Below are 20,814 nucleotides of genomic sequence, written 5' to 3' on the forward strand. Positions count from 1 at the left end.
ACGCAGTGCAGCGTCCACCGCCAGATGCGGTCGCATACAGGACGCCGTCCGGATCATCGAACGCTGCCTGCGCGCCAAAGCCAGGGCTCTCGAGCGCGCCCGATCCTCGGACTCACCAGCCCATGTAGTGGCCGCCATTGATCGAGAGGTTGGCGCCGGTGATCCAGGAGGCCTGTTCTGCGGTCAGGAAGCCTACGGCATAGGCGATTTCCTCGGGTTCTCCGAGTCGCCCGACCGGTATCTGCGCAGCAATCTTGGCCCGGACGTCCTCCGGAACGGCCTTGACCATTTCGGTCAGCACGTAGCCCGGCGACACCGTATTGACGGTGATGCCGAACTTGGCATTTTCCTGGGCCAGGGAAATGGTGAAGCCATGCATGCCGGCCTTCGAGGCTGCATAGTTGGCCTGACCATACTGGCCCTTCTGCCCGTTGATCGAGCTGATCTGGACGATGCGACCCCACTTGCGGGCGCGCATGCTGTCGATGACCGGCCGGGTCACGTTGAAGCACGAGTTCAGATTGGTGTTGATGACTTCCTGCCACTGCAGGGCAGACATCTTGTGGAAGGTGGTATCGCGCGTGATGCCGGCGTTGTTGATCAGGATATCGATCGGGCCGAGCTGTTTTTCGACTTCCTTGACCATGGCTTCCGCCGAGGCCACGTCAGACACGTCGCCTGCAGCCAGGGCGAAGTTGAATCCGTCGGCCTTCTGGGCTGCCTGCCAGGCCTTGGCCTTGCCCTCATCGCGATAGTTGGTGGCAACGCGGTGGCCGGCCTGGGCGAGGTGTCGGCAGATGGCCGTGCCGATGCCGCCAATGCCGCCCGTAACAAGTGCGACTCGTGCCGTCATGGTGTTCTCCTTGTCAGAAATGGGAAAGTTCGCGCAACACAATGCTGACCCATGATTGTGCCTGCATGCGGTGTATTAGTCCTTCTGCATTGCGGCATCGAAGGGGACGCTGTAGCGGATTCCCCGAATGTCGAAATGCTCCACGGCTTCGCGCAGCAAGGCGTCGATGTTGCCGGTTGCCGGAACGCGCTGGCCAAGAAACGCCAGTGCGGTTTTCAGGGCCGGAGCCGGGTCGGACGAATCCACGGGGCGAGCCTGGTCGTGCTTGCTGAGTTTGCGCCCAAGTTCGTCCAGGGCCAGAGGAAGGTGCATGTAGGCAGGTTCCGGCAGCTGGAGCAGGCGCTGCAGGAAGATTTGCCGGGGTGTCGAATCGAGCAGGTCCGCCCCGCGAACGATCTCGTTGATGCCCTGATCGGCGTCGTCGATCACGACGGCCAGCTGGTAGGTGAACTGGCCATCCGCACGGCGCAGTACGAAATCACCGACATGCTCGGCCAGCACCTGGGTCTGCCTGCCGCAGACAGGATCATCGAACGAGATGACTTCGCTGCCGACGCGCAGGCGCCAGGACGGCGGATGCTGCCCTTTGGTCGGGTTGGCCACGCATCGGGCCGGATGGATACCGCCATGCGCTGTCAGATCGCTTCGGCTGCAGGCGCAGGGGTAGACCAGGCCGCGCGACTCCAGCAGGGCAAAGGCCTGGGCATAGAGATCGCCGCGCTGGCTCTGGAAGACAACCGGCTCATCGGATTCGAGACCGAAGGCGCTCAGTGTTTCCAGGATGTCGGTGGCTGCTCCGGAAACTTCGCGGGCCCGGTCGAGGTCTTCCATTCTGACAATCCAGCGTCCGCCACTGGCTCGGGCACGCAACCAGCTGCCGAGCGCGGCGACCAGCGAGCCAAAATGCAGGCGGCCACTCGGCGAGGGCGCGAAACGACCCCGATGCCCAACCGAGGATGCGTTCATTGAAATGGATGGATTCGGTTCAGGGAAGCGGTTCCTGGAACATCGTTGCAGGTGCTGCTTGAAAACGCTGGCAGTTTACCCAAACATCAGGGGTCGAAGGTGCAGGTCTACGGCGGAATTCAGCCGCCAGCGACTGCCCCGGTGCCAACTCCCTATCTGACCAGAGAGAAACATCCATGCGTCGCATCCTGTTGTTTGTGCTGACCAACCTGGCCGTACTCACACTGCTGACGATCATCGTCAAGGTGTTCGGCATCGATACCTACACCTATTCGCAGACCGGGATCAATTTCAAGGGAATCCTGATCCTGTCTGCCGTGGTTGGATTTGGCGGTTCGTTCATTTCGCTGCTGATGTCGAAATGGGTTGCCAAGTGGCAGACCAAGGCCCACGTCATCGAGAATCCGTCCAACCCCACCGAATCCTGGCTGCTTTCGACCGTGCGCAGACAGGCCGAAGGTGCCGGCATCGGCATGCCCGAAGTGGCGATCTATGACGCTCCCGACATGAACGCTTTCGCCACGGGCGCAAGCCGCAACAATGCCCTCGTTGCGGTCAGCACCGGCTTGCTGCAGAACATGAGCAGGGACGAGGTCGAGGCGGTTCTGGCGCATGAGGTCAGCCATGTGGCGAATGGCGACATGGTCACGATGACCCTGCTCCAGGGCGTGCTGAATACCTTCGTGATTTTCCTGGCCAGGGTCATCGGTACGGTGATCGATCGCGCCATCAGCGGCGGCCGGGACGGCGGCGGTGGACTGGCCTATTTCGCGATCGTCATCGTCCTGCAGATCGCGCTCGGCGCGCTCGCGTCCATTGTCGTGTTCGCGTTTTCACGCTGGCGTGAATTCCGTGCGGATGCCGGAAGCGCGAGGCTGGCCGGCAAGGAAAAGATGATTTCCGCGCTTTCGCGACTGGCCCAGGGGCACGGCGAAAGCAGCCTGCCGCAGGCCATCCAGGCATTCGGCATTGCCGGCGGTGGCATGCGCAAGCTGTTTTCCAGCCATCCGCCGATCGAGGAGCGAATCGCCGCCCTTCGCGCAGGCCAGTAATGCGCTAGAAAAAAGAAGGCCCCGCAATGCGGGGCCTTTTTCATGGGATATTCCGCAACGCTTGCCTTGCGTCAACCGTTGCCGAATTCGTAGGACATGACCTGCTCGGGTTCCTGCAGGAAGTTGCCCTGAACGAAGTTGATGCCGCAGGAAAACAGGATCGACATGCTGGCCGCGTCCTCGACGAACTCGGCGACGGTGAGCTTTCCGGCGCTGTGGGCCTGCTCGCACATCGCCTTGATGCGCTCCTGGTTCTCCTTGTTCTTCGGCAGCTCGGCCATGTAGCTGCGGTCGACTTTCAGGTAGTGCGCGGGTATGTGCTTGAGCAACTGGAACGAATTGAGTCCGGAGCCGAATTGCTCGAGGGCGAATCCGCAGTGCAGCTGCTCGAGTCCGCGCACGAAGGCGCGCGCGGGTTTGAGGTTGGTCACGACCTTGCTTTCGGGCATTTCGAAAACCAGCGCATCGCCGCGCAAGCGCGAATTCTTCAGCTGCAGGGCAATCCACGGAAGGAGTCCCTGATCCTCCAGCGACTGTGGCGCCAGCTTGACGAAGAACGTGGACTTCTGGCCGGCCTGTTCGCGTTCCGCCAGCGCACGAATTGCATTGGCGATGACCCAGCGATCCAGTTGCGGCAGCAGCCCATGCTGCTCGGCGATCGGCATGAAGAACCCGGGCAGGATCTCTCCCTTGGGGCCCTTCATGCGCAACAGGATTTCATAGAACTCGCCCTCGGCTCCCTGCAGGCTGATGATCGGCTGGTAATAAAGGACATAGCCGTCGTTTTCGAGTCCTTCCTTGATCAGCTTGATCCAGTGCCGGTTCTTTTCCGCATCGGCCTTGTCCTTGGCCGAGGGGTCGAAGACGCGGGCCTGGTTGCCGCCTTCGGCCTGGATGGCGCGCAAGGTGACGGCGGCCTGGTCGAGTACGGTGTTGCCGTTGGCGGTTTTTTCGCCAATCAGGCTGCCGGCCACGCTGATGGTCAGGTTGATCGAGTTCTTGCCGACTTCGAAAATGCGTTCCTCGAAGGCCTTGCGCAGGTTTTCGGCCAGCTCGGACACGGCCTCGGCCGAGTGGTCGTGAACGAGAATGCCGAAGGTGTGCTCGCCGAGTCGGCCCGGAATGTCGGTTTCCTTGAGGTGCCGCCGCAGCAGGTTGGCCATGTCGCCAAGCAGCAGGTCGGTGTTGCCAAGGCCGATGCCGTCGAGCACGGTCTTGTAGTTGTCCAGCTCAAGCAGGACCAGAGCCTGATCGGCCTTGCCCTTGGTGGCTGCGGCGGCGGCGCGGTCGAGCTCGATGATCAGGTGCTGGCGATTGAACAGGTCGGTGATCAGATCCTTGCTGCGCAGGGCCTCGAGCTCTTCGGAATTCGTGGAATCGGCCAGCTGCTGGCGGAACACGATTTGCTGGCAGGTTTCGCCCTCGTAGATCGCCTCGGCGAACTCCATGACGGCATCAAAGGTTTCGCCGTCGCCGCGCTGGGCCTTCAGGTTCAGCTTCTGCGGCGGACGCTCGCCCTTGGACAGTCGCTTGAGCAGTGACTTGAAGTCGTCCGCATCCTCGGGGGCGATCAGGTCGAGGATGGACAGCCCTTCGATGTCCTCGAAGTCGTCGTAGCCGAAGGTCTCGAGGTAGGCCTTGTTGGCCCGCACATGCATGCCTTCGTGCACATAGGCGATGGGATCGCGGGAGGAATCCAGCAAATCGCTGCAGCGGCGCTCGGATTCGCGCAGGGCACCTTCGAGGTGGCGCACGCTGCGGCGCATGGCCAGCGCCTCGAACTCGCGGCGTACGATGATCTGCAGATGATCGGCGCGGCTGTGCAAGGCGAGTGCTCGCGCTCCGCCCAGAAACGCGTCGACCACCTGCGTGTCGGAAAGGTTTGCGCCGTACACGACCACGGCAATGTCCTTGCCGGTCTTGTTCACCGCTTCGGTCGTCTGGCGCAGGGGCAGATCACTGCTGCCGAGGTTGGCCAGGATCAGGTCCGGCGTCTGGCGCTCGAGCAAATCCTCCAGTTCGGCCTCGTTGGCCGCTCGCGAGGGGCGAACGGCAATGCCGCCGTTCCGCAGCATGCTGATGATCTGCTCCGCTTCGTCGGCGGAGTCCTCGATCAGCAGCAGCTTGATCACATTGTCTGTCTTGGTCATGAATATGGCGCTTTCGGGGAGGTGCGCGTGGCACGGCTGGTCGTCATGCGAGTAACAACCAAGGCTGGGACTTGTACCGGAATCACCGGTTTATTTCCATACCGGAGAGTGTTTATCGGATCGTGGAAGAAGAATCTGAACAAGGATTGCCACCTCATCAGGAACATGGGGGTCGTATGGGCGCCTCGACAGCTCTGCCACCCGGTTTGAACTCCCTGGCAATCACAACGGGCGCTTGCTGGCGTCGCCGGCGACCTCGCGAACCAGTTTCGGGACGAGATAGCCCGGTAACTGACAGCGCATCGAATCGACCAGTTCGACTGCATTCGCGTCTTCCACCTCGAAGTGCGAAGTGCCCTGCACGCGATCCAGCTGGTGCAGGTAGTAGGGCAGAATGCCCGCGGCAATCAGCCGCTCTGACAAATCGCAAAGCGCCTGCACCGTATCGTTGATCCGGCGCAGCAATACCGACTGATTGAGCAGGGTCAGGCCGACGCCGCGCAAGGCCTCGCTGGCGGCAATCACCGCTTCGTCGATCTCGTTGGCATGGTTGGCGTGCACGACCATCACCTTCTGCATGGGTAATGCGTCGAGCCAGTCCAGCAATTCCCGGTCGACCCGTTCAGGCAGGACGATCGGCAGGCGGCTGTGGACACGCAGTCGTCGAATGTGCGGTATCCGCTGCAGCGCGTCGGTCAGTTCGGCAAGCCTGGGGGTCGACAGCGACAGCGGGTCGCCTCCGGACAGGATGACTTCATTGATCGAGGATTCGCCGGCCAGATGCTCGAGTGCCGCTCGCCAGCGTCCTGCGGCCGCAGTCTCCTCGGCGTAGGGAAAGTGTCTGCGAAAGCAGTAGCGGCAATTGATCGCGCAGGATCCCGTCGCGATCAGCAGGGAGCGGCCGGCATATTTCTGCAATACACCGCTCGCCGCTCTCGAATCCAGGTCACCCACGGCATCCGTCGCGTATCCGGCGGGGTTGAGCAGTTCGCCCGGGCCCGGCAGAACCTGCAACAGCAAGGGGTCGGCAGCGTCACCATGACGCATGCGGGCGATGAATCCGCGCGGCACGCGCAGGGCGAATCCGGTATCGGCAGTGGCCAGCAGCTCATCCGCCCTGTGCGAAAGGCCAAGCAAGGCCAGCAGTTCCTTCGGATCGGTCACGGCGTCGCGCCAGACTTGCTGCCAGCGCCGGCCGGAAGCTGCCGTCACGGGGATGGGAATCTGGGAGAAACGCGGGCTTGCAGGTATCATTGTCGATCGGTTCCGGGTCGCCCGGTCAACGAATTGCCCATTCTAGCCGCTTTCACTGGCGGCTTATCCTCTAGCTACAGGAGCACTCCATGGCTTCGCATGGAATGAACGACGTCAAGAACGGCCTCAAGATCATTGTTGACGGCTACCCGTGCACGATAGTCGACACGGATTTCATCAAGCCGGGCAAGGGCCAGGCGTTTACCCGGGTCAAGTACCGCAACCTCAAGACTGGCCGCACGGTTGAAATGACCATGAAATCGACCGACACGGTCGAGGGCGCAGACGTCATGGATACCGACATGGAGTTCCTCTACACGGACGGCGAGTTCTGGCATTTCATGCATCCGGAAAATCACGAGCAGATTGCTGCCGACGAAAACGCCGTGGCCGATGCAGCCAAATGGCTCAAGGGCAATGAAATGGTCATGGTGACGCTCTGGAATGGCGCGCCATTGACGGTGACGCCGCCCAATTTCGTCGAACTTCAGATTGTCGAAACCGATCCCGGCGTGCGCGGCGACACCTCGGGCGGTGGCGGCAAGCCGGCCAAGCTTGAAACCGGTGCCGTGGTGCGCGTTCCCCTTTTCGTCAACCAGAACGAGATCATCAAGGTCGACACCCGCACCGGTGAGTATGTCGGTCGAGTCAAGTGACAGCAACGGCCTGAATGCACCGCGCGCCGTCGATCTGCTGATCGAAGCGCGCTGGGTCATTCCGGTCGAGCCGCATGCGGTCGTGCTCGAAGGGCATGCGGTTGCGGTCGACGCCGACTGCATCGTCGCGGTGCTTCCGATCGCCGAGGCGCGACGGCAGTTCGTGCCGCGTGAACGTGTCGAACTGCCCGAACACGCGCTGATACCGGGACTCGTCAACGGGCATACCCATAATCCGATGACCCTGATGCGGGGTCTGGCCGACGACGTGGCCCTGATGCCCTGGCTTCAGGAGCACGTCTGGCCAGCCGAAGCGCGTGCGGTCGGGCCCGAGTTCGTGCGCGATGGCGTGGAACTGGCCATCGCCGAAATGCTTCGTGGTGGCACGACCTGCTGCAACGAAAACTACTTCTTTCCGGATGTGCAGGCGGCAACCTATCGCCGGTACGGCTTTCGCGCGCGCATCGGATTGCCGGTGATCGAATTTCCGACGCCATGGGCCAGCAGCCGCGATGAATATTTCGACAAGGCGCTGGAAGTCCATGACAGCCTGCGCGGCGAGACCTTGCTGGGCACGAGTTTTGCGCCGCATGCGCCTTACACGGTGTCGAACGAGAGTTTCGAACGCATCCAGTTGCTTTCGAACCAGCTCGATCTGCCGGTACATCTCCACCTGCATGAAACCGCGGGTGAAGTCAGCGACAGCCTGCGAGATTTCGGCATGCGTCCGTTCGCCAGGATCAGGCAGCTGGGTCTGGTCAACGAACGCCTGATCGCCGTGCACATGACCCAGATCACCGAAGCCGAGATCGCCGAATGTGCGCAGTCAGGCGTGTCGATCGTGCACAACATCGAATCGAACATGAAGTTGCTGAGCGGCTTCTGCCCGGCCGAAGCGATCCGTCGTGGTGGCGTGAACCTGGCTATCGGTACGGATGGCTGCGCTTCGAACAACGACCTCGACATGTTCGGTGAAATGCGCTCGGCTGCCATGGTCGGAAAGATGATCGCCAACGATGCCACCGCTCTCGATGCCGCGACCATTCTTCGCGCAGCCACGCTGGGCTCGGCGCGCGCCCTCGGCTGGCACGAGCAGATCGGTTCAATCGAATCCGGCAAGCAGGCCGATATGGCGGCCGTGCGTCTCGATGCAATCGAGACACAGCCGATCTACAACGTGATCTCGCAACTGATCTATGCGGCGGGACGGCACCAGGTCAGCGATGTCTGGATCGCAGGTCAGCACAAGCTGCGCGATCGTCAGCTCGCCGATATCGACACCGTCGAAGTTCTCGCCAGGGCCCGACGCTGGCGTGAACGAATCGCGGCTGCCTGATGCCATGAGCACCCACAACGTCAATCCCGCCGAAGTTGCAAAGTTCGAACGTCTGGCCAGTCGCTGGTGGGATGCCGATGGCGAGTCACGGCCTCTGCATGATCTCAACCCCGTGCGTTTCGGCTACATCGCAGGGCGCGTCGCGCTGAAGGGCAGCCGTGCACTCGATGTCGGCTGCGGCGGCGGACTGCTCAGCGAATCGATGGCTGCTGCTGGTGCAGAGGTGGTCGGCATCGACATGGCGCCTGCCGTGATCGACGTGGCCCGTCTGCATCTCATGGAGAGCGGCTTGCAGGTCGACTATCGGGAGACCAGCGTGGAATCGCTGGCCGCCGAAATGCCGGCGCAGTTTGATGTGGTCACCTGCATGGAAATGCTCGAGCACGTGCCTGATCCGGCCAGTGTGATCCGCGCCTGCGCCGACCTGCTCAAGCCGGGTGGTCGACTGTTCCTGTCAACCCTCAACCGCACGCCACAATCGTTTGCCGCAGCCATTGTCGGCGCCGAGTACCTGCTGCGACTGCTGCCAAAGGGCACCCATCACTACGCCCAATTCATCAAGCCATCCGAACTGGCCGGCGCGCTGCGCGGGGCAGGATTCGAACTGGAAGACCTGCGCGGCATGGGCTACAACCCGCTGACGCGCAAGGCCTGGCTAAGCGACTCGGTAGCGGTCAACTATCTTGCCTGCGCCGTGAAATCCGAATGAGCCGTTTCACGGATCCCCAGGCAGTCCTGTTTGATCTGGATGGAACCCTGGTGGATTCCGCACCGGATCTGGTCGCTGCACTGGCCACCCTGTGTGCCGAAATCGGTCGAGCCGCCCCTGATCCGGTGGCCGTGAGTCGCGTCGTTTCAGCGGGCGGCCGCGCCATCCTGCGTCGCGGATTGCCTGACCTGGATGAGGCCGGCGTCGAGGCACTGTTGCCGCGCTATCTGGATCTCTATTCCGCGCGCGGCAATGCATCGACTGCGCTTTACGAGGGCATGGAGGAGGTCTTGCGCGATCTCGAGTCGCGCGCCATTGCCTGGGGCATCGTTACCAACAAGGCCGGCTGGCTCGCCGCGCCGATGCTGGAACAGCTGAATCTGGCCAGTCGCTGCGGCGCGCTGGTTGCAGGTGACACACTCGAGCATCGCAAGCCGCATCCGGCGCCGGTGCTGCATGCCTGCGCACTGATGAAGGTCGATCCGGCACGCACCCTGTTCGTCGGCGACGACCTGCGTGACATCGAAGCAGGGCAGGCCGCCGGAACGCGCACGATCGCGGCAGCCTGGGGCTACCTGAACGGTGGCGATCCACATGCCTGGGGCGCCGATGACGTCGCCGCGAGCGTTGCCGACCTGACTTCCAGTCTGCGACTGGGCTGAGTTCGATGGTGGCCCCCACCGACGCCGTGGCGAGTTTCGAGGCCAAGTGGTCGCTGGCGCATCCCGAGTTGCCGCTGGCCCTTCGCTTCGTGACGCCAGCGGCTCGTCCCATGGTCTCTGCCCTGGTCTGCGTGTCGCTCGAAGTCGGTCTTGCCACCTACGGCGCAGGCGAGGCCGCCGTGGCAGCCAGCAAACTGCAATGGTGGGCTGAAGAACTGAGCCTGATGCCATCGGGCATGGTTCGGCATCCCCTGACCCGGGTGCTGGCCGAATCACCTGCGTTGAAGGCATTGCCAGCCGACGCATGGCGGACATGGACAGACGCGGCATTTGCGCAGCGTGAAGCGGCCCCCGCGCGTGGGTTGTCCGAACTCCTGGCCGGTTATCGCTGCTACTACGCTGCGCTGGTCCGGATCGAGTCGACGGTCTATCCGGGCCAGTCGGTCGAGAGCAGCAGCCAGGCCGGCGCCCTTTCACGGATCCTGCTGGAAACCGTTCGATTGCCGGAGTCCATGGCTGCCGGGCGCTTGCCTGTGCCGCTTGACTTGCTGGCCGGCCATGGCATTTCGAGCAATGCACTGGGCAGCGCGGGCCCGCAGCGCGACAGGGTATTGAGAGAGCACTTTTCCGCGCTTGCCGAGGCCATGAAATCGGTGGACCGTCGTGGCCTGCCACCGATACTGGCGGCAGGTCTGACCGCCGACCTGAGGCGTTGCCGGGATGCCGCGCACGCCGAAAATCCACTGGAATGCAGTGCCAGCAACCTCGACAGGCTTCCGCTTTCCGCGCTTTGGGCCTGTTGGCGGGCAGCGCGACGAGTGCAGCCAAGCTTCTGATTTTGTACCCTGATCGCACTTGATCTGCGCCCCAGACTGCCCAACATGGCTTGTTCGGGCAGATTCATTGCGGCTCGACACCAGGTGGCCACCGGAAATACCAGATGACTGCAACGACCAACACCGCCCGACTCATGCCCGACATCGCAAGCCAGGCCGATGCCGACAATGCAGGTCCGCTGGACTGGGTCGGCATGGATGAAATCGCCGTGCCGATCCGGATTGCCGATGCCGATGGCGTGCTCGTTCAGTCGCCGGCGCGGGTGGCCGCCCATGTCAATCTGAACCAGGCCGAAGCGCGCGGCATCCACATGTCGCGCCTATACCTGCATGTGGATCAGCATCTGTCGCGCGAACCGCTTTCGCCGTGTTCCTTGCGCCGGCTTCTGCGCGACTTTCTCGAGTCGCATGCCGACCTGTCCGATCGGGCACGCATCAGCGTGCGTTTCGATCACATGGTCAGACGGCCGGCCCTGGCCAGCGACAACAGCGGCTGGAAGACCTACCCGGTCGTCATCAATGCCAGCATGCACGATGGTGCGTTCGCCTTCGAACTGGAAACGGAGATCCTCTACTCGAGCACCTGTCCGTGTTCGGCCGCGTTGGCACGCCAGCTGATCCAGGAACAGTTTGCGAATGACTTTGCAGACGACCGACCGATTGATCGCGCCGCCGTACTCGAATGGCTGGGCAGCGAGTCCGGCATCTGTGCGACGCCACACAGCCAGCGCAGCAGCGCCCGCGTCCGGGTGCGCCTCGGCAACGGCTTCGAATTCCCGATCATCGATCTGATCGACCTGATCGAGGGCGCCTTGCAGACGCCGGTGCAGACCGCGGTAAAGCGCGAAGACGAACAGGCTTTCGCCCTGCTCAATGGCCAGAACCTGATGTTCTGCGAGGACGCCGCTCGGCGCATGCGCAATGCGCTGGACCACGACGAACGCATCGTCGATTTCTGGGTACGCGCCTCGCATCTCGAAAGCCTGCATCCGCATGATGCAGTGGCTTACGCAACCAAGGGCATCGATGGCGGGTTTGTGGCGTAGCGGACTTCAGCACTCGCGTCCCGTTGAGCTGGGCGCTTGAAACATTCCGTGCTCTGCCAACCTTGCAGAAAAATGCCCGTTTTCCCAGCGTTGCCCCAGACTTCAGCCAGTCGAAGCATCCCGGCATTCAGTTGCGTGACACCGTTCGGCAAGATTCCGCGGCATGCCGTTCATGCTTCGGCAGGCTCGGCACGAACCGGATTCGATTCGCTTCTTCGACGTCGAATCTCAAGTGATCCCTCAAGGAACGAGCGCCCAAACCAGGATTCAGGGGCGCGCAGTCAGTATTTCTTGCCCGGTTTCTTGCCCTTGTGCGGCGGTCCGATTCGGGAGTGCTTCGGTGTCGGCTTGCTTCCGGGAAACGAGGGTCGCGGACCGCGATCGGATGCATCCTCCTCCTTGGCTCTCGGCTCACCGGCCGTTCCGCGCGTGATGCGCAGTCGCTGACCGGCTACCCAGGATTTCTTCAGGATCTGCAGGACTTCGCTGGGCATGCCTTCGGGCAGGTCGACCAGGCTGTGGTCTTCGCGGATCGTGATGCGGCCGATGTACTTGCTGTCGAGTTCGGCTTCGTTGGCGATGGCGCCGACGATATTGCCCGGCTTGACCCCATGCATGTGCCCGACTTCCACGCGGAAAGTTTCCATGCCGGTTTCGGGCGGGCGATGTTCGGAGGCCGCATGCGCGCGCGGCTCGCGAGCTTCCGGGATGCGCTTGCGGCCATCCTCTGCGGGATTGCTGAACGCTTCGGTGCGTGCGGCACGCGGGTGCGGCGGACGATCGGCGCGTGGTCGCTCGTTGCGTTCGCCGCGTTCTGGGCGTTCGCTGCGACTGCGATCACTGCGATTGGCGAAGTCCTTGCGTTCACGGCTGGCAGTCGGATCGAATTCGCGGCGTTCCGGACGCGCCTTGGGATCGAGTAGCAGCGGCTTGTCGCCCTGGGCGAGTCGGGCCAGGGCGGCGGCGATTTCGATTGCCGGAACGTCGTGCTCGACTTCGTACTGTTCGATCAGGCTGCGGAACGTGCCGAGGTCGCTGGCCGCGAGTGCGGTCGTGATGCGGTCCTTGAAGCGGGTGATGCGCAGATCATTCACGGTCTGCACCGAGGGCAGTTCCATGATCTCGATCGGCTGGCGCGTCGCGCGTTCGATCTGGCGCAGCATGTTGCGCTCGCGCGGCGTCACGAACAGGATCGCATCGCCTTCCCGGCCGGCGCGGCCAGTGCGACCGATGCGGTGCACATAGGATTCGGTATCGTAGGGAATGTCGTAGTTGAGTACGTGGCTGATGCGATCGACATCGAGTCCGCGCGCGGCAACGTCGGTGGCAACCAGGATATCGAGCTTGCCGTCCTTGAGTTGCTGGATCGCTCGTTCGCGTTGAGGCTGGGCGAGATCGCCATTGATCGCGGCGGCAGCCAGACCACGCGCCTGCAGGCGCTCGGCGAGCTCTTCGGTGGCGACCTTGGTGCGCGTGAAGATGATCATCGCGTCGAAGGGTTCGGCTTCGAGGATGCGCGTGAGTGCATCGAGCTTGTGCATGCCGCTGACCAGCCAGTAGCGCTGGCGGGTCTTGGCCGCGGTGGTAGTCTTCGACTTGATCGTGATCTCGACCGGCTCGCGCAGATGGATTTGCGCAATGCGTCGGATCTGCGACGGCATGGTGGCCGAGAAAAGTGCAACCTGACGCGTCGGCGGGGTTTTCTTGAGCACGGCCTCGACATCGTCGATGAAGCCCATGCGCAGCATTTCATCGGCCTCATCGAGGACCAGGCAACTCAGCTCGGAAAGATCGAGCGAGCCGCGATCCAGATGATCGATGATGCGGCCGGGCGTACCGACCACGACGTGCGCGCCGCGGCGAAGTCCGCTCAGCTGCGGGCCATAGGACTGGCCGCCATAGATCGGCAACACATGGAAGCCCGGGATATGCGTGGCGTAGCGCTGAAATGCCTCGGCGACCTGAATCGCGAGTTCGCGGGTAGGCGCCAGCACGAGGGCCTGCGGCTTCGATTTGCGCAGATCCAGATTGTTCAGAATCGGCAAGGCAAACGCGGCGGTCTTGCCGGTACCGGTCTGGGCCTGGCCCAGAACATCCTTGCCTGCAAGCAGATGTGGAATTGTTGCCGCCTGGATCGGCGACGGTGACTCGTATCCGAGTTCGGCGAGAATGCGCTCGAGAGGCTCGCGTAGGGCGAGATCCCTGAAGGAAATATCGGTTGGCGTGACGTCGGTCGCCGGGTCGGACATGGGATTCTCGATGCGTCGACGGCCGGAGACGGCAGGTCGGCGTTGAAGGAAGGGCGCGTATTGTAGCGGCTTGTCTGCCCCGCTGCGCGGTGCGGCGTACGTCATGTCCAGCCGGGTCGACTGCGATTCAGGACTTGTCGGCGTGATTCTTCCTGCCCGAACCGGACTTGTTGCCGCCACCGTCTTCCTTGTTGACCGTGGCCCAGGCCCTTTTCTCGGCCTCTTCCCTCGAAACGCCGCGCTCCCGATAGGTTTCCTCGATATGCTCGGCCTTGCGCTTTTGCTTGTCGGTGTAAGCGGATTTGTCTCCTCGTGACATGATGGTCTCCTGCAGACGCGTGAGGCTTGAGGATGAACCGTCCTTGCTGAGCCGTTCCCGAATATTCGGGGGCTGAATTGATAATGAAATCAGCCGTTTGCAGCCATTCATCTTGTTTCACGCAACTTCAGCCCCCACTACGGGGTCCAGCTCCCTACCGACTCGAATTCCGACATGACCGAATTGATTGCGCTGGCCGAACAGCGTCTGCTGAGTCCGGGCGGCCTCGCTGCCTCTGACCTCGATCGTGTGTTCGCGCGGCTGATGACGCCGGCGGTGGACTATGCCGACCTCTATTTCCAGCATTCGCGTAGCGAGTCATGGGTGCTCGAGGATGGCATCGTCAAGGACGGCAGCCACGCGATCGAACAGGGCGTCGGCGTGCGCGCGCTGTCTGGCGAGAAGACCGGGTTCGCCTATTCCGACGATATCGTGATGCCGGCCCTGCTCGAGGCCGCCGGTTCGGCGCGGGCGATAGCGCGCGAATCGAGCGGTGGCAATGGCAGGCCGCTGGTCTCCTCAGCGGCGCGCGCACTCTATCCGGCGCTCGATCCGATCGACTCGATGGGCAGTGAAGCCAAGGTGCGCCTGCTGCGTGAAACCGATGCCTATGCGCGCTCGCTTGATGCGCGTGTCCGCGAGGTGATCGTCAGCGTCGCCTCAACCGTGGACACGATCATGGTGGCTGCCTCCGATGGCACCCTGGCCGCCGACGTGCGCCCGCTGGTGCGCTTCAATGTCCAGGTCATTGTCGAACAGAATGGTCGTCGCGAAAGCGGTAGCAGTGGCGGCGGCGGCCGCTACGATCTGGTCGAGTTGCTCGAGAATGACCGCGCCCGGCGGTCCGCTCGCGAAGCCGTGCGCGCGGCCCTGGTCAACCTTGATGCCGTGGCTGCTCCCGCCGGCAACATGACCGTGGTGCTCGGTCCCGGTTGGCCCGGCGTGCTGCTGCACGAAGCGATCGGGCACGGATTCGAGGGCGACTTCAATCGCAAGGGTACCTCGGCGTTCTCCAACAGCATGGGTCGGCGCGTCGCCGCGCCGGGCGTGACCATCGTCGACGATGGCACCATGGCCGGACGCCGCGGTTCGCTCAGTGTCGATGACGAGGGCACGCCGACGAACTGCACGGTACTGGTCGAGGACGGCATCATGAAAGGCCTGATCCAGGACAAGTTCAACGCGCGCCTGATGGGCATGAAGGCCACCGGCAACGGGCGTCGCGAATCCTTCGCGCACTTGCCGATGCCGCGCATGACGAACACCTACATGCGTGCGGGCGAGCGCGATCCCGAGGAAATCCTGCGCTCGGTCAAGAACGGGCTGTATGCCGTCAATTTCGGCGGCGGCCAGGTCGACATCACCAATGGAAAGTTCGTGTTTTCGGCCAGCGAGGCCTATCTGATCGAGGATGGCAAGGTCACTCGCCCGGTCAAGGGCGCAACCCTGATCGGCGCAGGTCCCGAAGTGCTCAAGCACGTATCGATGATCGGCAATGACCTCAAGCTCGACGAGGGTGTCGGCGTATGCGGCAAGGACGGGCAGAGCGTGCCGGTCGGTGTCGGCCAGCCGACCTTGAAGATCGACAATCTTACCGTGGGCGGAACGGCGGCCTGATGGGCAGTACCGGCAAGCCTCGGCCTTTCGCGTCAGCCCGTCTGACCCAGCATGTCGCGCAGCGTGCGGAACAGCTCGCGTGAGGCCTTCGGGGGTTTCTGCTTCTTCGCCTCAAGGTTTGCCTGGCGGATCAGATTGCGCAGCTGCTGGCGGTCAGCATCGGGATGCTCGAGGATCACTTCCTCAAGCGCGCTGTCGCCTTCGGCGATCAGGCGGTCGCGCAGGGCCTCCAGTTGATGCAACTGGGCGGTTTCCCGGTACGACTGCTGGCGATCGATCTCGAGCACAAGGCGGATCGCATCGATCTCCTCGGGCTCGAGTCGACGCATCAGCTTGGCAAGGTACTGGGTTTCGCGCTTGCGCGCGATCGGCTGGTGGATGGCGCGCGTCCTGCGCACCTCCACGAGCAGGTCGTCGTCCAGTGGGACGCGTTCCAGCTGGGCATCGGTCAATGTGACCAGAGACTCGGCCAGTTTGAAGATCGCCGTGGCATCACGGCGTCGCTGGCTACGGCTGGGGCCGTCGAAGGCCACATCGGTTTCATCGTTGGACATCAGGATTCTGCAAGTGGATGCCGCATTCGGAGATCGAGTCGGCGCATCGGACAACAAGAGGATAAGGCGTGAATCAGGCAATCACCAACCGCGATGACAGCTTGGCCGAACTGGACAGGCTGTCCGAGCTGACCGAGGACGTCCTGCGTCGCTGTCGCGCCAAGGGCGCCAGTGAAGTGGATGTCGGCGTGGGTGTCGATGTCGGTCTCGACGTCAACGTGCGCCTCGGAGAGGTCGAATCGATCGAGCATACGCGTGATCGGGGTCTTTCGCTGACGGTCTATTTCGGCAAGCGCAAGGGTGCGGCAAGCACGGCTGACCTCAATCCTGATTCCATCGAAAAGACCATCGAACATGCATGTGACATCGCGCGCTTCACCGAGGAGGATCCCTGCAATGGCCTCGCCGATGAGGATCTGCTCGCCCATGATTTCCCGGATCTCGACTTGTGGCATCCCTGGGATATCACGGCCGAAGAGGCCTCCGAGCTGGCCCGACGCTGCGAAGCGGCAGGGCGCAGCCATGATCCACGCATCAGCAACTCGGAAGGCGCCACCGTCCAGATCGGCTCGTCACTGGCGGTCGGCGCGACATCGAATGGCTTCTTTTCGCGCGAACGCGATACGCGGCACATGATTTCTGCTGCATTGCTTGCCGAAGATGGCGCCGGCATGCAGCGCGACTACTGGTACGAATCCGTGCGCAGCGCCAGCGATTTCCCGGATGTGGAATCGATCGGTCGCAAGGCCGCCGAGCGTACGCTTGCGAGACTCGGTGCGCGCAAGATCGGTACCCGGCAGTGCCCGACGCTGTTCTCGCCTTCCGTTGCGCGCAGCCTGATCGGGCATTACCTGTCCGCGGTCAGCGGCGGCGCCCTGTACCGGCGCGCGAGTTTCCTGGTCGACCACATCGGCAAACCGGTGTTTCCGAACTTCGTCCAGATCGTCGAGCGCCCGCATATCAGGCGCGGCCAGGCCTCGGCATCATTCGACGCCGAGGGCGTGGCGACCAGGGATTCCGATATCGTCCGTGATGGACACGTCGCGCGCTATCTGCTTGGAAGCTACGCCGCACGCAAGCTTGGCCTGCGCAGTACCGGCAATGCCGGTGGCGTGCACAACGTCATCGTCAATACCGGTGAAGACGATTTCGCTGGCTTGCTCAGGCGCATGGGCACCGGCCTTGTCGTCACCGAACTGATGGGGCAGGGCGTATCCCTGCTGACCGGAGACTATTCACGCGGCGCGTCGGGCTTCTGGGTGGAAAACGGTGAAATCGCTCACCCGGTCGAGGAAATCACGATCGCATCGAACCTGCGCGACATGTTTGCGAATATCGTCGCCATCGGAAATGACGTCGATCCGCGCTCGCACATCCTGACCGGATCCATCCTGCTCGATCGGATGACCGTGGCCGGATCATGACTTTCCGGCCTTGATCCCTGGTGTCAATGGTCCCATCTTGAGGATGAGACTCGGAACTGGAGAGCAGCATGAATGTCGAAACCGAAGCGCATGTCGAGCCGCAGCCCGATCCTGGAGAAGTCGTTGCTCCCGTCGGAGATGAGCGCACCTGGGCCCTGATCGGCCACTTGTCGGCATTCAGCGCCTTCATCGTCACCGGCCTGGGTTGCGTGCTGGGCCCATTGATTGTCTGGCTGATCAAGCGCGATACACTGCCGTTCGCCGGCGATCAGGCCAAGGAAGCGCTCAACTTCAACATCACCGTCCTGCTGGCCGGACTCGCGCTCTGGATTGTCACCATCGTGACGTTGGGCATCGGGCTGTTGTTGACCGTTCCGCTGGGTCTTGCCCTGTTTGCCTATTGGCTGGTGTTCACCATCGTCGCCGCCGTGAACGCCAACAACGGAATTCGCTACCGTTATCCGTTCACGCTGCGCCTGGTCGAGTAAGCAGGCAGTTCAGGGTGGGCCGACCTGGCTGGCTCAGCTCTTGCGCTCGGCGACGAAGCGGGCCAGATCGCGCAGACAGGCCGCTGATTCGCCAAGGGGCTGGATTGCCGCGAGCGCCTGCTCGGTAAGCTCGTCCAGATGGGCAGCGGATGCCTGCAGGCCGAGTATGGCGGGGTAGGTCGGCTTGTCGCTGGCTGCATCCTTGCCCACGGTCTTGCCGATCTGGTCGGGGTCGCCTTCCACGTCAAGAATGTCGTCGCGAATCTGGAAGGCAAGCCCGACGCAGTGCGCGTAGCGATCCAGCGAATCGAGCAGAGTCCGATCGGTGCAACCGGCGGCAAGTGCGCCGAGGCGCACCGAAGCACGAATCAGGGCGCCGGTCTTGTAGACGTGCATGCGTTCGAGCTCGTTCGCATCGAGGCGTTGACCGACGGCACTCAGGTCGAAGGCCTGCCCGCCGGCCATGCCCTGTGAGCCGCAGGCCCGGGCCAGTACGTGCAGCATCTCCAGACGGGTCCGGCTGTCGATTCCCGCGGAGGTTTCCGCTGTCAGCACTTCGAATGCAAGTGCCTGCAATGCATCGCCGGCGAGTATCGCCATGGCTTCGCCAAATTCGATGTGACAGGTCGGGCGGCCACGGCGCAGTGCGTCATCGTCCATCGCCGGCAAGTCATCATGCACCAGCGAGTAGGCATGGATGACTTCCACCGCTACAGCGGCCGCGTCGAGACGTTCAAGCGGCGCGCCAAATGCGCTGCCGGTTGCATAGACGAGCAGCGGGCGCATGCGTTTGCCGCCGCCCATCACTGCGTAATGCATCGCGCGATGCAATTCGAGCGGGGGCTGCTGCAGTGGCGGCAGGGCGGTTGCCAGCGCCTGGTCGGCATGCGCCGCGAAGGCACGCAGCGCCGGCGTCAGGTCGGTCGCGGATGTGGGAGCGATGATGATGGTTTCCTGCTCAGGCACCGATGGCGCTGCGTACGGGTGCTAGGGCGTATCGGGATCGAAAGGCTCGGCGGATTCGGGCTTGCCCGGATCGATCAGCTGTTTCACGCGCAATTCGGCCTGTTCGAGTGCGCTCTGGCAGCTGCGGTAGAGGGCAACACCGCGTTCGAAGGACTTGAGTGAATCATCCAGACCCATCTCGCTTTCTTCCATGCGCGTCACCAGCTGTTCGAGCTCGTCCAGGGACTGTTCGAATTCGGCGACCTGGTTCGGATTCTTTGGGCTGGATGCGGGCATGCGGCGAAGGCTAGCCTGCCATCAGGCAGGGGTCAATGCGTGTTCCCATGCCAGGTGCGCAGCGTGCCGGGCAAGGCAGGTGCGTCCGGCATCGCTGATCCACAGATCACCCACGGCGAGCAGTTGATCTTCGGCGTCGACCACGACGGGAATTCGACCACGCTCCCAGGGTGGAATGCCGGCCTCCTGGAACAGATCGCGCAGCTCGCGCGTGTAGCCGTTGGCTGCCACTCGAAGCGACTCCCCGCCGCGGCGAAAGCGCACGTGAAATGAAAGGCTGGCGGCAGGCGTCAGGTCCTCGCCACGATTGTCGACCAGTCGCAGGGTTCCGAGCCCTGCCGGAAGTGGCAGCGGTTTTCCATCCCAGGCCACACGCCATTGCGCCTCCGGCATCTGCAATGGACGCAGTGCGTAGACAAGATCCCGGTAACGCCGGATTTCTGCGCCAGGCCAGCGAATGCAAGGCAGCTTGTGCTCGGCTGCTTCAGCCAGCTGGCGCACGAGCTCGCCGACCTGATAGCGATTGGGTTCGGGCAGGTCGATGGCTCGCAGCCATCGGCGCAAGACCGGGTCACGCAGCGCATCGGGCAGTTCCAGCCATTGCAAATAGCGCAATGTGGCCGGATCGAGGCCCTGCACTCGGGCCAGAGCCAGGTTGGACTCATGCTCGATGAAATCTGCCGCAGCGCGCACCCAATCGGCACTCTGGGTAATGCTTGCGTCCGCTTCGGGCCAGCGCTTGCGCAAGCGCGGCAGCACATCCATGCGCAGATAATTGCGATCGATCACGGTGTCGGCGTTGCTGGGGTCGCTGATCCAGTCCAGCCCGACTTGCTCGGCATAGCTGCGCAAGGTAGTGCGCGAAGTGCCGAGCAGAGGTCGCCAGGCATGGCCGACGCCGAAGCGGCGAAGCTTGCGCATGGCCGAGAGTCCTTCGGGTCCCGCACCGCGGAGCAGTTTGAGCAGGACCGTTTCGGCCTGGTCGTCGCGATGATGAGCAAAGGCAACGACTTCATCTTCGGCCAGTGTCGATTGAATGGCGGCAAACCGGGACCGTCGTGCAGCCGCCTCAAGGCCAAAGCCGCTGGAGCGCTCGACGTCGACGGACATCACCGTCAACGGTACGTCGAGGTCGGCACAGACGCTCTTGCATACGGAGCCCCACTCGCGGCTCGAAGTCTGCAAACCATGATCGACGTGAATGGCGCGCAGGCCGCGTTCGCGGGCCGCCGGCAGGCCAGCCAGCGCGTGCAGCAGAACACTCGAATCCAGGCCGCCGCTGTAGGCCACGGCGATCGGGCCAGGCGGCAACGAGGCCAGCGCGGCAACAAGCAGATCGCGCATGCGGCCTGTGTGCACGGGATGCTCCGTCAGCCGCGGCGCTGCCGCTGGTTCAGGCCG

The 20,814-nt window shown here is 63.0% G+C and carries 20 protein-coding genes; 10 read left to right on the forward strand and 10 right to left on the reverse strand.

The genetic code is table 11. The features are described from left to right. Positions 1-112: 112 nt before the first annotated feature. Both phbB and gluQRS read right to left on the reverse strand, forming a co-directional pair. Positions 113-853, reverse strand: coding sequence for an acetoacetyl-CoA reductase (gene phbB, locus R3F00_RS07065; protein ID WP_371281061.1), 741 nt, complete (start codon positions 851-853; stop codon positions 113-115). A gap of 75 nt (positions 854-928) precedes the next feature. Next, positions 929-1,819: a tRNA glutamyl-Q(34) synthetase GluQRS gene (gene gluQRS, locus R3F00_RS07070; RefSeq protein ID WP_371281062.1), complete on the reverse strand. Its 891-nt coding sequence runs from the start codon at positions 1,817-1,819 to the stop codon at positions 929-931. 176 nt (positions 1,820-1,995) lie between these two features. Between gluQRS and htpX the strand changes: the two genes are divergently transcribed. Next, a complete protein-coding gene (htpX, locus tag R3F00_RS07075; protein WP_371281063.1) occupies positions 1,996-2,871 on the forward strand; it encodes a protease HtpX in 876 nt (291 codons plus the stop codon). 71 nt (positions 2,872-2,942) lie between these two features. On the opposite strand, the gene R3F00_RS07080 is transcribed toward htpX, so the two are convergent. Together R3F00_RS07080 and epmB are read right to left on the reverse strand one after the other, a co-directional pair. Continuing rightward, positions 2,943-5,021 (reverse strand): EAL domain-containing protein, encoded by a 2,079-nt coding sequence (locus R3F00_RS07080; RefSeq protein ID WP_371281064.1) that lies wholly within the window; start codon positions 5,019-5,021, stop codon positions 2,943-2,945. 222 nt (positions 5,022-5,243) lie between these two features. Then, the gene (epmB, locus tag R3F00_RS07085) at positions 5,244-6,275 is read right to left on the reverse strand and encodes an EF-P beta-lysylation protein EpmB (protein WP_371281065.1); all 1,032 of its coding nucleotides are present in this window, start codon (positions 6,273-6,275) and stop codon (positions 5,244-5,246) included. An 89-nt stretch (positions 6,276-6,364) separates the two neighbouring features. Between epmB and efp the strand changes: the two genes are divergently transcribed. From efp to folE2, 6 genes are all read left to right on the forward strand, one after another. Then, on the forward strand, positions 6,365-6,931 hold the full coding sequence (gene efp, locus R3F00_RS07090) for an elongation factor P (RefSeq protein ID WP_371281066.1): 567 nt from the start codon (positions 6,365-6,367) through the stop codon (positions 6,929-6,931). Next, positions 6,912-8,267, forward strand: a complete 1,356-nt coding sequence (locus tag R3F00_RS07095; RefSeq protein ID WP_371281067.1) for a TRZ/ATZ family hydrolase — start codon at positions 6,912-6,914, stop codon at positions 8,265-8,267. Before efp ends, R3F00_RS07095 begins: the two co-directional genes overlap by 20 nt. A gap of 4 nt (positions 8,268-8,271) precedes the next feature. Continuing rightward, the gene (gene ubiG / locus R3F00_RS07100; RefSeq protein WP_371281068.1) at positions 8,272-8,976 is read left to right on the forward strand and encodes a bifunctional 2-polyprenyl-6-hydroxyphenol methylase/3-demethylubiquinol 3-O-methyltransferase UbiG; all 705 of its coding nucleotides are present in this window, start codon (positions 8,272-8,274) and stop codon (positions 8,974-8,976) included. Beyond that, entirely contained in the window at positions 8,973-9,638 is a 666-nt protein-coding gene (locus tag R3F00_RS07105; protein WP_371281069.1) for an HAD family hydrolase, read from the forward strand. The genes ubiG and R3F00_RS07105 overlap by 4 nt, the downstream gene beginning before the upstream one ends. Before the next feature lie 8 nt (positions 9,639-9,646). After that, a complete protein-coding gene (locus tag R3F00_RS07110; RefSeq protein ID WP_371281070.1) occupies positions 9,647-10,474 on the forward strand; it encodes a hypothetical protein in 828 nt (275 codons plus the stop codon). A 104-nt stretch (positions 10,475-10,578) separates the two neighbouring features. Continuing rightward, complete coding sequence (gene folE2 / locus R3F00_RS07115; RefSeq protein ID WP_371281071.1) at positions 10,579-11,520, forward strand: GTP cyclohydrolase FolE2; 942 nt, start codon at positions 10,579-10,581, stop codon at positions 11,518-11,520. Between the two features lie 281 nt (positions 11,521-11,801). On the opposite strand, the gene R3F00_RS07120 is transcribed toward folE2, so the two are convergent. After that, positions 11,802-13,769 (reverse strand): DEAD/DEAH box helicase, encoded by a 1,968-nt coding sequence (locus R3F00_RS07120; protein WP_371281072.1) that lies wholly within the window; start codon positions 13,767-13,769, stop codon positions 11,802-11,804. 127 nt (positions 13,770-13,896) lie between these two features. Beyond that, positions 13,897-14,088, reverse strand: coding sequence for a hypothetical protein (locus R3F00_RS07125; RefSeq protein WP_371281180.1), 192 nt, complete (start codon positions 14,086-14,088; stop codon positions 13,897-13,899). Positions 14,089-14,262: 174 nt separating this feature from the next. Between R3F00_RS07125 and tldD the strand changes: the two genes are divergently transcribed. Continuing rightward, complete coding sequence (gene tldD, locus R3F00_RS07130) at positions 14,263-15,705, forward strand: metalloprotease TldD (protein ID WP_371281073.1); 1,443 nt, start codon at positions 14,263-14,265, stop codon at positions 15,703-15,705. Positions 15,706-15,737: 32 nt separating this feature from the next. On the opposite strand, the gene yjgA is transcribed toward tldD, so the two are convergent. Beyond that, the gene (gene yjgA / locus R3F00_RS07135; protein ID WP_371281074.1) at positions 15,738-16,259 is read right to left on the reverse strand and encodes a ribosome biogenesis factor YjgA; all 522 of its coding nucleotides are present in this window, start codon (positions 16,257-16,259) and stop codon (positions 15,738-15,740) included. A 68-nt stretch (positions 16,260-16,327) separates the two neighbouring features. On the opposite strand from yjgA, the gene pmbA reads away from it, so the two are divergent. Both pmbA and R3F00_RS07145 read left to right on the forward strand, forming a co-directional pair. Then, positions 16,328-17,683 (forward strand): metalloprotease PmbA, encoded by a 1,356-nt coding sequence (gene pmbA / locus R3F00_RS07140; RefSeq protein ID WP_371281075.1) that lies wholly within the window; start codon positions 16,328-16,330, stop codon positions 17,681-17,683. A 68-nt stretch (positions 17,684-17,751) separates the two neighbouring features. Next, a complete protein-coding gene (locus tag R3F00_RS07145; protein ID WP_371281076.1) occupies positions 17,752-18,171 on the forward strand; it encodes a DUF4870 domain-containing protein in 420 nt (139 codons plus the stop codon). Between the two features lie 33 nt (positions 18,172-18,204). Here R3F00_RS07145 and ispA read toward each other — a convergent pair whose 3' ends face one another. The 3 genes from ispA to tilS all read right to left on the reverse strand — a co-directional run bounded on the left by ispA (position 18,205) and on the right by tilS (position 20,772). Next, the gene (gene ispA, locus R3F00_RS07150; RefSeq protein WP_371281176.1) at positions 18,205-19,089 is read right to left on the reverse strand and encodes a (2E,6E)-farnesyl diphosphate synthase; all 885 of its coding nucleotides are present in this window, start codon (positions 19,087-19,089) and stop codon (positions 18,205-18,207) included. Between the two features lie 69 nt (positions 19,090-19,158). After that, positions 19,159-19,413 carry an exodeoxyribonuclease VII small subunit gene (locus tag R3F00_RS07155; protein ID WP_371281077.1) on the reverse strand — a complete coding sequence of 85 codons (255 nt, stop codon included), beginning with the start codon at positions 19,411-19,413 and terminating at the stop codon, positions 19,159-19,161. 21 nt (positions 19,414-19,434) lie between these two features. Further along, positions 19,435-20,772 (reverse strand): tRNA lysidine(34) synthetase TilS, encoded by a 1,338-nt coding sequence (gene tilS, locus R3F00_RS07160; RefSeq protein ID WP_371281078.1) that lies wholly within the window; start codon positions 20,770-20,772, stop codon positions 19,435-19,437. Between the last annotated feature and the right edge of the window lie 42 nt (positions 20,773-20,814).

Origin of the sequence: Dokdonella sp. (genome assembly GCF_041395345.1) — a bacterium.
Lineage (GTDB): Bacteria > Pseudomonadota > Gammaproteobacteria > Xanthomonadales > Rhodanobacteraceae > Dokdonella.